The 12,100-nt window shown below is 41.8% G+C and carries 9 protein-coding genes and 1 riboswitch; of the genes, 5 read left to right on the plus strand and 4 right to left on the minus strand.

The window, feature by feature from the left end; genetic code table 11:
- The first annotated feature begins 12 nt into the window (after positions 1-12).
- Both glnE and hldE read left to right on the plus strand, forming a co-directional pair.
- Positions 13-2,859 carry a bifunctional [glutamate--ammonia ligase]-adenylyl-L-tyrosine phosphorylase/[glutamate--ammonia-ligase] adenylyltransferase gene (glnE, locus tag ACPEH5_RS10850; RefSeq protein WP_281110777.1) on the plus strand — a complete coding sequence of 949 codons (2,847 nt, stop codon included), beginning with the start codon at positions 13-15 and terminating at the stop codon, positions 2,857-2,859.
- Between the two features lie 99 nt (positions 2,860-2,958).
- Positions 2,959-4,386 (plus strand): bifunctional D-glycero-beta-D-manno-heptose-7-phosphate kinase/D-glycero-beta-D-manno-heptose 1-phosphate adenylyltransferase HldE, encoded by a 1,428-nt coding sequence (hldE, locus tag ACPEH5_RS10855; RefSeq protein ID WP_042846046.1) that lies wholly within the window; start codon positions 2,959-2,961, stop codon positions 4,384-4,386.
- A gap of 71 nt (positions 4,387-4,457) precedes the next feature.
- Here the strand turns inward: hldE and ubiK are convergent, their stop codons facing one another.
- Positions 4,458-4,718, minus strand: coding sequence for a ubiquinone biosynthesis accessory factor UbiK (gene ubiK / locus ACPEH5_RS10860; protein ID WP_042846045.1), 261 nt, complete (start codon positions 4,716-4,718; stop codon positions 4,458-4,460).
- A gap of 320 nt (positions 4,719-5,038) precedes the next feature.
- Positions 5,039-5,189: riboswitch (FMN riboswitch) on the plus strand.
- A gap of 157 nt (positions 5,190-5,346) precedes the next feature.
- Between ubiK and ribB the strand changes: the two genes are divergently transcribed.
- Together ribB and ygiD are read left to right on the plus strand one after the other, a co-directional pair.
- Complete coding sequence (ribB, locus tag ACPEH5_RS10865; protein ID WP_042846043.1) at positions 5,347-6,006, plus strand: 3,4-dihydroxy-2-butanone-4-phosphate synthase; 660 nt, start codon at positions 5,347-5,349, stop codon at positions 6,004-6,006.
- Between the two features lie 236 nt (positions 6,007-6,242).
- A complete protein-coding gene (gene ygiD, locus ACPEH5_RS10870; RefSeq protein WP_129466398.1) occupies positions 6,243-7,046 on the plus strand; it encodes a 4,5-DOPA dioxygenase extradiol in 804 nt (267 codons plus the stop codon).
- Between the two features lie 84 nt (positions 7,047-7,130).
- Here ygiD and ACPEH5_RS10875 read toward each other — a convergent pair whose 3' ends face one another.
- The 3 genes from ACPEH5_RS10875 to tolC form a co-directional block, all read right to left on the minus strand.
- Entirely contained in the window at positions 7,131-8,294 is a 1,164-nt protein-coding gene (locus tag ACPEH5_RS10875; protein WP_042846031.1) for a glutathionylspermidine synthase family protein, read from the minus strand.
- Positions 8,295-8,300: 6 nt separating this feature from the next.
- Positions 8,301-9,005, minus strand: coding sequence for a DUF1190 family protein (locus tag ACPEH5_RS10880; RefSeq protein WP_042846030.1), 705 nt, complete (start codon positions 9,003-9,005; stop codon positions 8,301-8,303).
- A gap of 413 nt (positions 9,006-9,418) precedes the next feature.
- The gene (gene tolC / locus ACPEH5_RS10885; RefSeq protein ID WP_042846029.1) at positions 9,419-10,813 is read right to left on the minus strand and encodes an outer membrane channel protein TolC; all 1,395 of its coding nucleotides are present in this window, start codon (positions 10,811-10,813) and stop codon (positions 9,419-9,421) included.
- Between the two features lie 305 nt (positions 10,814-11,118).
- Here tolC and nudF point away from each other — a divergent pair, with 305 nt between their 5' ends.
- On the plus strand, positions 11,119-11,757 hold the full coding sequence (nudF, locus tag ACPEH5_RS10890; protein ID WP_042846028.1) for an ADP-ribose diphosphatase: 639 nt from the start codon (positions 11,119-11,121) through the stop codon (positions 11,755-11,757).
- Positions 11,758-12,100 lie beyond the last annotated feature (343 nt).

Below are 12,100 nucleotides of genomic sequence, written 5' to 3' on the forward strand. Positions count from 1 at the left end.
GGTATTGATAAAATGCTCTCTTTTCCTAATTTGCTGCGAGCCCAAAGTGAACGTGTTTTAAGTCAAATAGCCGAACAAGCTCATGAGTTACTGCCCTTAAATGAGCAAGAAACCCAAGTGCTTACGTTCAGTGATTTTGTATTTCAGCAGGTTTTAGCGCATTCGCGCTTTTTACTTGAAATTCGTTCTCAACCTCCGAAAGCCGATGAATGGAAAAGTTACGCAACATGGTTAGCGCAAGAAATGTTGCCCGTCACGGAGGAAGAGCATTTGATGCAGGTGTTACGCACATTTCGTCATCATATGTTAGTGCGTTGCGCATGGATGCAAATATTAGAGATAAGCACCCAAAAAGAGACAATTTATCAATTAAGTGTATTAGCAGAAACACTGGTTGTTGCTGCTAGGGATTGGCTGTATCGGGAATATAGCCAATCTTGGGGAACGCCTTGTAACCTTGAAGGAAAGCCGCAGCCATTATTAGTGCTAGGCATGGGTAAATTAGGTGGCGGGGAACTTAATTTTTCATCTGATATTGACCTGATTTTTGCGTATCCTGAAAACGGTGTAACCCAAGGTGGCCGAAAAGAGCTAGACAATGCACAGTTTTTTACGCGTTTAGGGCAAAAATTAATTCGGGTACTTGACCAAGTCACCGCACAGGGTTTTGTGTATCGGGTTGATATGCGTTTGCGGCCATTTGGTGAGAGTGGCCCGTTAGTTTTCAGTTTCTCAGCCCTTGAAGATTATTATCAAGAACAAGGGCGAGATTGGGAACGCTATGCGATGGTCAAAGCACGGATTATGGGGGCAGACAGCCTTCATTATGCTCAAAGTTTACGTAAGCTTTTGCGTCCTTTTGTCTATCGCCGCTATATTGATTTTAGTGTGATCCAATCGCTGCGTAATATGAAAAATATGATTGAACGGGAAGTTCGGCGTCGCGGGTTGGTGAATAACATCAAATTAGGTGCAGGGGGGATACGTGAAGTTGAATTTATCTCACAAGTTTTTCAGCTTATTCGCGGAGGGCGAGAGCCTGTTTTGCAGTCGCAATCCTTATTTACGACTTTGCAAGGTATACGCGAATTAGCACTATTAACCGACGATCAAGTCGATACTCTGCAAGATAGCTACCTTTTTTTGCGTAGAGTCGAAAATTTACTGCAAAGTATTGATGACCAACAAACTCAAACACTTCCTGATGATGATTTAAACCAAGCGCGTTTATCATGGGGAATGGGTTACAGCGATTGGCAAACATTTTATCATGTGTTGAGCCAAAAAATGGCCGCCGTCCATCTCATATTTGCCGAGCAAATCGGTCAGGACGATGAAGATGAAGGTTCAGATACCTTCAATGAGATTTATATTACACTTTGGCAAAGCGAGTTATCGAAAGAAGAGTTAGCGACATATTTGCCATCTAAAAATGAAGATGTCGCGCAAAAAATAATCCATGGCATTTTAATGTTTCGTCATGATCTTAACAAGCGCACCATTGGCCCTCGAGGGCGTGATGTGCTTGATGATTTAATGCCTAAATTATTAGCTAAAGTTGGTGAGCGTGACGATGCAGGTCAGGTGATCGAACGGATGACACCATTACTATTAAGTATTGTCAGCCGTACTACTTACCTTGAACTAATGCTTGAATTTGATGAAGTTTTGACGCATGTCATTCGCTTATGCGCAGCATCGCCGATGATAGCAGAACAACTTGCTCGTCACCCATTATTACTGGATGAACTACTTGACCCACAATCTTTATATCAACCCCTACCATTAACCGCTTATCGTGATGAATTGCGCCAATATTTAATGCGAATTCCTGAAGAAGATGAGGAACAGCAACTCGAAGCGCTACGCCAATTTAAGCAAGCACAGTTATTACGTATCGCAGCCGAAGATATTTCAGGTGTATTGCCAGTCATGAAAGTGAGTGATCACTTAACTTACTTAGCTGAAGCGATTATTGATGCGGTTGTTCATCAAGCTTGGCAAAAGATGGTAAGGCGCTATGGCGAACCTGCGCATTTAGCGCAGCAAGATAAAAAACAATATGGTTTTGCTGTGTTAGGTTATGGGAAGTTAGGGGGATGGGAATTAGGCTATAGCTCTGACTTAGACTTGGTTTTCTTATTTGACTGCCCATTAAATGTGGTCACAAATGGTGATCGTTCCATTGATGCACGGCAGTTTTATTTACGTGTTGCCCAATGCATTATTCACCTATTTAGTACTAGAACCGCTTCAGGTGTTTTATATGAAGTTGATGCGCGCTTAAGGCCGTCTGGTGAGTCGGGGATGTTGGTAAGCACAATCCAATCTTTTGATGATTACCAAAAAAATGATGCTTGGACGTGGGAACATCAAGCATTAATACGCGCTAGAATGGTATTTGGTGATGCTAATTTACAGCAACAATTTGCGTTAACTCGCCATGAAACTCTTTGTATGCTTAGGGAACCACAAGTCTTGCAACAGCAAGTACGTGATATGCGATTGAAAATGCACCAACACTTAGGTAGCCACCAAGACGATGAATTTGATTTAAAAGCGGACCCTGGAGGGATCACCGATATTGAGTTTATTGCTCAGTATTTAGTCTTACGGTTTGCTTCGCAAAATGCAGCATTGACGCGTTGGTCGGATAACGTCCGTATTTTCGAACTAATGACCCAATATAACATTATGTCAGAAGATGAAGCGGCGGCGTTAACTTATGCCTATGTCACAATGCGTAATGAATTACACCATTTAGCCTTGCAGTCATTGCCAAGCCGAGTCAACATCAGCCAGTTTGCTGAAGAACGCCAGCAAGTTTTAGTCAGTTGGCAAAAATGGTTAGGTGAGTAAACACTGACAGCAGTTTACGGCATTTTATTTAGCTAAACAGCGCAATATGCTAGTATTGTTGCAAATTATTATCAGACTTTTTGAAAACTGGAGTGCAGGATGAAAGTAACTCTTCCGGATTATAAACAAGCCGGTGTGCTAGTAGTGGGTGATGTGATGTTAGACCGTTATTGGCATGGTCCTGCAAACCGAATTTCACCTGAAGCCCCTGTTCCTGTAGTTAAAGTGACCATGGTAGAAGAGCGCCCTGGTGGTGCAGCTAACGTTGCTATGAATATTGCGTCATTAGGCGCAAATTCCCGTCTTGTTGGTTTGACGGGTATTGATGATGCTGCGAAAGCACTCACTGAAAATTTAAATGCAGTGCAAGTACGTTGTGATTTTGTTGCGATCCCAACGCATCCGACGATCACCAAATTGCGTGTATTATCGCGTAATCAGCAATTGATCCGCCTTGATTTCGAAGAAGGTTTTGACAATGTTGATGCTCAGCCGATGTTAGAGCGTATTGAACAGGCGCTACCGCATATTGGGGCGCTTGTGTTATCAGACTACGCAAAAGGGGCTTTAACCCATGTCGAAAAGATGATTGCTTTAGCAAATAAAGCAGGCGTGCCTGTCTTGATTGACCCAAAAGGAAATAACTTTGAGCGTTATCGAGGTGCCACGTTACTGACACCAAATATGTCAGAATTTGAGGCCATCGTAGGGCCTTGTAAGAACAATCAAGATGTTGAAGAAAAAGGTATGAAGTTGCTTCAATCTCTGGATCTAACGGCTTTATTAATCACTCGTTCAGAGCAAGGGATGAGCTTAATTCGTCGTGATGAAGCCCCATTGCATTTACCAACCCAAGCGCAAGAAGTGTTTGATGTCACGGGGGCGGGTGACACAGTGATTGGGGTATTAGCTGCTTCAATTGCTTCTGGTCGTCCGTTACATGAAGCGTGCGCACTCGCTAATGCTGCGGCAGGTGTTGTAGTCGGGAAATTAGGGACTTCAACCGTTTCACCAATTGAATTGGAAAATGCTATCCGTGGTCGTGCGGATACTGGTTTTGGCGTAATGACCGAAAGCGAATTAAAACAAGCAGTTGCTAACGCAAGGCAGCGTGGTGAACGGGTTGTTATGACCAATGGCTGCTTTGATATTTTGCATGCGGGGCATGTATCTTATTTAGCAAATGCACGTAAATTAGGTGATAGATTGATTGTTGCAGTAAATAGCGATGCATCTACTCGTCGTTTAAAAGGAGAGACTCGGCCTGTAAACCCATTAGAGCAACGCATGGCAGTACTTGGAGCATTAGGCGCCGTTGATTGGGTGGTTCCCTTCGAAGAAGATACACCACAACGCTTAATTGCAGAGGTATTGCCGGATATCTTAGTCAAGGGTGGTGATTATCAACCAGAAGATATTGCGGGCAGTGCTGAGGTGTGGGCTGCGGGAGGTGAAGTTAAAGTGCTTAATTTTGAAGATGGTATCTCAACAACCAATATCATTAAAAATATTATGAAAACCAGCTAATTGATTATTTACGAGTGATAAACCTCACTTGGGTGTTTGAAACCCAGTGAGGTTTTTTTGTTTTTTAATGATTATTCGTTTTTGTCTTCGCTAAAATGGGCTTCTAATGCGCTGACGCGCTGTTCCATTTTGGCTAATTTTTCACGGGTGCGTAATAAAACTTGAGTTTGAATATCAAATTCTTCTCGGCTGACTAAATCCAGTTTACCGAGCTGTGACTGTAAAAGAGAACGCAGCTTTTTATCAAAGTCTTCGCCTAGATCACGTACGCCTTGTGGTAATGCACCTTGGATTTGGCGTGCCACCTGTTCCAGTTTTTTCGGATCGAGCATTCGCGGGTCCTTAATTAATCAAAAAATAATTATTAGTAGTGTAATGCCTCTTGTCGCGGTAATAAACCTTTTTCCACGCCATACTGAGAGCTATCACTGCGTTGGTCACTTTCTGCGACTCTAAACACAAACAATCTCTACTCCCAAGTGATAATGCCCTTTTCTCTTTTAGTCACAGAGAATGGAAAAATAAATAGAGCAGTGAAATTAACCTTTATAACGCTAAGTTTTTATTCATGTTTTTTGACTAAAAGTGTGAGTTGTTCGCCAATTTTGATCTTCATCGTTGCGCACTTGAATTATTGGCGTTATATTAATTGCGTTTATCTCAGGGCGGGGTGTAAGTCCCCACCGGCGGTAACATGCAACGCGCATGAAGCCCGCGAGCGCTTTATCATTTTGTGGTAAAGGTCAGCAGATCCAGTGTGAATCTGGAGCCGACGGTTATAGTCCGGATGGGAGAGAATTAACTGTATCTGCATATTTGTGCGGTGTTGCACAATATTGTTCTGCATACCTGAATGAGTTGATAGCCATCTTGGCTATTTGTTTATTCATCATTTCTCGTACTCCTAAGACTGCCTTGATTCTGGTAACTAGTTAATAACTATTTAAGAGGTTTTTTACCATGGATCATACGCTACTTTCCGAATTCGGTAATCCTATCGAACGTGTTGAAAACGCTATCGAGGCTCTGCGCCAAGGTAAAGGTGTCCTTGTTCTTGACGATGAAGATCGTGAGAATGAAGGGGACTTAGTGTTTGCCGCAGAAACTATGACAACAGAACAAATGGCATTTACCATTCGCTATAGCAGTGGGATTGTTTGCCTTTGTATCACTGAAGAACGTCGCAAGCAGCTTGAGCTGCCAATGATGGTGGAAAATAACACAAGCCAAAATCAAACCGGTTTTACTGTAACAATTGAAGCTGCCAAAGGGGTTACCACTGGGGTTTCTGCCGCAGACCGTATCACAACTATCCGCGCAGCAATTGCAGATAAAGCAGTACCTTCAGACTTAAATCATCCAGGCCATGTATTCCCATTACGCGGTCGAGAAGGCGGCGTATTAACTCGCCGTGGTCATACAGAAGCATCTATTGACTTAGCCACTATGGCTGGTTTCAAACCCGCAGGTGTTCTGTGTGAGTTAACTAATGACGATGGTTCTATGGCACGTACACCAGATGTTGTCGTCTTTGGTAGGCAGCATGGTTTAACCGTTGTGACGATTGAAGATTTAGTTCAGTACCGTTTGCAGCAAGAGCAAAAAAAGAAAGCTAGCTAATCCTCATCATATTTCGAGGAGTAGGTAAATTTCGAATATCACCTAAATAGCGATATTGGTTATTTAGGTAATAAGTAGTCTGTTAAGCATATAGAATCATATTGAGGCCATTGAGTTGCACACCTTGATGGCCTTTTCAAATTTTTTGATGATCATCCTCATAATTAGCCCACTGTGTTTTTTACTAAACGGCGTATGCTGTAATAAGAAACTAATTGAGGTGGAGTCAAATCATCATGTCGGTAAATACGTCTGTCGTACAAACTAAACTCCCTGCTATTTTTATTGGTCATGGCAGTCCAATGAATGCGATTGAAGACAACCCTTATACTCAAAAATGGGAACATCTTGGTAAAACTTTACCGCGGCCCACTGCGATATTGGTGATTTCAGCGCATTGGTATACACGAGGGACAGCAATTACTTCGATGTTAAAACCTAAAACGATTCATGATTTTGGCGGTTTTCCTGAAGAGCTCTATCAGGTTGAATATCCTGCTCTGGGTTCACCTGAATTGGCGCAGCAGGTTGCTGACTTATTATCCCCTGAACCTGTTTACCTTGATACCCAAGAGTGGGGACTGGATCACGGGACATGGGAAATCTTAGTGCGTATGTATCCAAAAGCAGATATTCCTGTGGTTCAATTGAGTATCGATGCAACTAAACCTATGGCTTGGCACCATGAATTAGGCAGAAAACTGTCTGTTTTAAGGGAGCATGGGGTACTAATTATGGGAAGCGGTAATATTGTCCATAACTTACGAGCAATGAATTGGCAGAATGCACAAGCAGAGCCGTATCCATGGGCTATTTCTTTCGAGCAGTTTGTCTATGACAACCTACAAAGCCGTGAGCTGCCACATCCATTAACAAATGGTTTAGAGCGGGAGGACGGTAAGCTATCTAATCCCTCGCCAGAACATTATTTACCTATTTTGCCAATACTGGGAACATGGGATGGAAAAGAAAAAATTAGTATACCTATAGAAGGGATTGTTTCTGGATCATTGAGTATGATGTCAATTCAAATTGGTTAACTTGTTGTTATATCTTCGCATAATAAAAAAGCTCAAACTATATTAGAAAGTTTGAGCTTTTTGCGTTTTAGTGATTGATGATAACTAATCGATGATCGTATGTGGGTAAAAACGCGATAGATCTTGAGTGATCAGTTCTTTATCTTCACGGATGCAGATCCCCGCAGGTTGGTCATTCACTAGCCAACTGCCCACTAAGGTATAGCTACCTTCAAATTGTGGAAGAGGGTGGAACTGCTGAATAATCATACCTTCTTCACCATATGGGCCATCAGCAGCAGCAATTTCTTTGCCATTTTCGATGATACGAATATTGGCTCCTTCACGAGAAAAAAGCGGTTTAATAACGTATTTATCGAGTTCAGGTTGTGTTTTACCATCGGCAAAATAAGCCGGTAGTAAATTAGGGTGATCAGGGAACATTTCCCATAACATTGGGAGTAAGGCTTTGTTGGAAATAATGCTTTTCCATGCAGGCTCTAACCAACGAACACCTGCATCCTGTAGTTTGGTTGAGAAAATTTCTCTTAGCATAAATTCCCACGGATATAATTTGAACAGATTACTAATAACCTGATCTTGAGTATCCGAAAACTCACCTTTTTCACCTAGGCCAATTTCATCAATATATAAGAATTCAGTGGCTACGCCAGCTTCGTTAGCACAGTCTTGAAGATACTGAACAGTACCTCTGTCTTCTTCGGTATCACGACAGCAAGACATATGCAGTAGACGGAAACCGTATTGATCTTTAAGTTGAGTAAAACGCTCGATCAACTGTTCTTGAATACTATTAAATTGATCTGCATTTTCTGGTAACTTGCCAGCTTCGATTTGATCTTCAAGCCAAATCCATTGGAAAAATGCAGATTCATATAATGACGTTGGCGTATCTGCGTTATTTTCAAGTAGCTTTGGTGGGTTAACCCCATCGTAAGCAAGGTCTAACCTTGAGTACAAGGACGGTTGTTCACTTTTCCAAGAGCTACGAACAAACTCCCAACAATGTTTGGGAATTTGAAAGCGAGCCATTAATTCATCACTTTCTACTACGCGTTCGACAACTTTTAAGCACATTTGATGCAACTCTGCCGTTGCATCTTCGATTTCTTCAATTTGTGCCATTGTGAATTGATAGTAGGCATCTTCTGACCAGTAAGGTTCACCATACATAGTATGGAATTCGAAACCAAACTCAGAGGCTTTTTCACGCCAATTCGGGCGTTCGACAATAGGAACTCGTTTCATTACTTATCAACCACCCATTGAACGGGAAGATGAAGTTGATTTCGCAGAAGAAGATGAACGTTGTGCCATTGCTTGTTTATTCACTGTATCACCAAAACCACCGCGTGTGACGGTTGATGTTGTTGGTGGCTTAGGTGCCATGGCCGTTTTAGGTACGCTCATTGAACGACCACCAGCAACGGCTGGGCCGTAACTTTTACCTGTGGCATCAACAAACTTACCGTTAGCTGGGCTAGCTGGGTTTTTTGAACTAAACAATGGTTGGGAAGCCGCGCTACCACCCATCATACGGCCCATCATGTAACCCATCATTAATGGCATCCACATGCTGCCACCGCTGCTTTGTGCTTGTGCGGTTTGTTCACCATTAGTAGAACCCGTCCCTGCTATACCTGCTTGAGCAGGAGCTTGGGTACACATTGACTCACCAAACTCAGCAATACAATCAGCTTGGGTTTCATATTTTGGCGCTGTTTTGGCTGCTTCTTGTAGGGCATTGTTGTAAGCAAGAGTACATTGTTCTGCTTGTGATGGATTAGCTTGGCTGCAATCCTGTGCATTGGTATACAGTGATACGGTTTCATCACTTTCTTCACAAGCTGAAAGCATAAATACCGCACTGACGGCAACGGCAACTGGTGCCATACGATATGAGCGCCAAGACTTACGGAATGCGCTTTGATTAATATTTTTGGTACGCTTCATGGTCATGGTAATTACCCTGAATATAATTAAGTAAGATGTTATTTAGGTTACCTCTAGGATAGGGGATAACCGCTGAAAATTAAAGCAGAAATACAGGGGAAATAAGCTGATTTTATCATTTTTGTCGCTTCCCCTCTATTTTTTGAGGATTGAATATACACAGTTACAGTAATAATTAGCTAATTTCATTAAATATCAGTACATTAATTACTGTTTGTTTTTTGTGCTATTGTGCAATAACCCTAGTGAGAATAGGCTGAAATTTCTAATTAAGGTAATTTAAAAGTAGTTATAAATCACCTAAGCTGGCTAAAACGGGCAATTTAACAGATTAGTACCGGAAATATATGGCCTTTTGCAGAAAAAAATAACCCGCTAAAATAGCGGGTCATTGTACCACTTAAGCACCAACCAAAAATTTAGTTAATAGCTGGCGCATTGGTATTACGGATGATACTACTTGGCGCAGTTGATATTTCTTTGCCTAAATTTGCATTTAGACGCGCAATATCATCTTCATTTAAAGTACCACGAGCAAATTCAATGTTGAGTTGGTTAATCATATAATCATAGCGTGCATTAGATAGATTCTGTTTTGCTTGGTATAGGGCCGTGGTGGCTGTTAATACATCAACGATAGTACGTGTACCAACTTGATACCCAGCTTCCATCGCATCTAATGAGCTTTGTGCAGAAACAACGACTTGTTTATATGCATTGATGCTACTGATTGATGAAGATACGTTGTTAAATGATGAGCGAACTAATTGAACGACGTTACGGTATACTGTTTCGAGTTGTTCACTCGCACCTTGGAAACCATATTGCGCTTGTTCAACTTGTGAACTAGTCGCACCACCTTTATACAGTGGGATACTCAAGGTTAAGCCAACGCTGTTTTGCCCGTTATAACTATTACGTGCACCAGAAAGACCTGTGTATGGGTCGCTATAGCCACTACCATGTTGGTAGTTATTTGTCACACTGGTTGATGCGCTCAGACCAACTGTAGGCATATGACCAGTTTCTGCTAAGCGAATATTTTCACGCGAAACATCTTGTGCTAAACGTGCACTTAGCAGATTAAGGTTACGTTCTTCTGCTTCTTTTAAAATCGCGTTGATATCGCCTAATTCAGTGGTTTTAAAGCGATCAATATTCAAAGAAGCAAGTTGGCTATAATATACGCCGCTGACTTGACGCAGTTTTTCAATCGCATTTTCTAAGTCGTTACGGCCTGCAACTTCTTGTGCAATCACGCTGTCGTAGTTTGCACGAGCGTTTTGTACATCCGTAATCGCCACTAACCCAACATTAAAACGTTGTGTTACTTGATCTAATTGACGGTAAACAGCTTCTTTATTTGCTTCGATGTATGATAATGCGTCAATCGCTTTCAACACATTAAAATAGGCGGTTGCGGTATCTAAGATCAGTTGTTGCTGGCTGGTTTGATACGTCACATCGGAAATACCCGCTGTTTTTTCTTGAATCGACAATTGACGCCATATCGACATATCAAAGACGACTTGCGTTAATTTTAACGTCGCATTTAAGCCCGTACTTTCAGTATTTCGCGCATCGCGGTAACCGCTTCCGTAGCTAGCACCAGCATCTAACCCTAATTGTGGTAGTAATGGGCTACGAGATTCATTAATTTTTTCAAAAGCTTGGTTACGTTCAGCTAATGATTTTCTTAATTCGGGGTTACTTTCTTTAGATTTTTTGTAAACCTGCAGTAAATCTTCTGCGTAGCTATTGGTACTGAGACCCACAAAACTCATCGCAATAAAAAGGGGAAGCAGTTTCTTCATTTTGATTCCTTGATTAAACAGCAAATTAAGTTGAGTCTGCGGTCTAAAACGTACCATGCCTAAATGAGTTGTAGGTATCAAATTATGCGTTTTAGAGAGCCAATAAAACAGACCCTATTGTTGCTCTTCGATTTGAATAATGGCGCACATTGTAACAGAGTATCACTTGTGTTAACGGTAGCCTTTTGTGCCATTTTGTCTTAATTTCATTAAACATTACCTCATCTGAGGTTAAAAAGCCTTAAAAACAGTTTTAATCCACAATTATTTCCTTAATATGGAAATTAATAGTTTTGGGAAATGCAATGACAAATAAAATAAAACAGCCAATTAAATATGGCAAAAATGATGTCGAAATTATATCCAAGCGTAAATTATTTAATGGTTTTTTTCAAATGATTGAGTACCGATTTCGTCATCGTCTTTTTGCAGGCACGTGGAGCAATGAAATCCGTCGCGAAGTATTTGAGCGTGGCCATGCAGGGGTTGTTTTACCTTATGATCCACAAACGGATAATATCGTTTTAATTGAACAAATTCGTTTCCCTGCCATAGAAACCAGCGCAACACCTTGGTTACTTGAGGCTGTCGCAGGGATGATTGAGGAAAACGAATCACCCGAAGATGTTATTCGTCGAGAAGCCATGGAAGAGGCAGGGTTAGTGATTGGCCGCGCCGAAAAAGCGCTAAGCTACCTTTCTAGCCCAGGCGGTACAACTGAGCGTATGCATGTATTTATTGGCGAAGTAGATAGCCGCCAAGCAAAAGGTGTCCATGGGCTAGCATCAGAAAATGAAGATATTCAAGTGCATGTGGTAAGCCGAGAACAAGCTTATCAGTGGGTGGAAGACGGGGTTATTGATAATGCGGCGACAGTAATCGCCATTCAATGGTTGCAGCTTAATTATCACAAGCTTCGTGGAAAATGGATGAAACAGTTTTAAATAACAATTAATCTAGTGAAGTGTGTGCTAATTAGCAGATATTTAACTAATTACTCGTCATACTTCAAGCTGCAAGTGTGTTGGCCGCGCTTCGCCACCCAAGTCACATACTGGTGTATGCTCCTTGGGATAGCTCAGCTTGCCGCCTTCTTGCAACTCGAATTATTTAGAGTAATTCGAGTAAGTTAAAAATTATGCTTTAAGGTGATTGCAGCGAGGCAAGGCGCACTAAAGCAAGGAGTACAACAAGCTGCAAGTGTGTTGGCCGCGCTTCGCCACCCAAGTCACATACTGGTGTATGCTCCTTGGGATAGCTCAGCTTGCCGCCTTCTTGCAACTCGAA

Source organism: Providencia sp. NPDC089933 (assembly GCF_049545585.1).
Lineage (GTDB): Bacteria > Pseudomonadota > Gammaproteobacteria > Enterobacterales > Enterobacteriaceae > Providencia > Providencia huashanensis.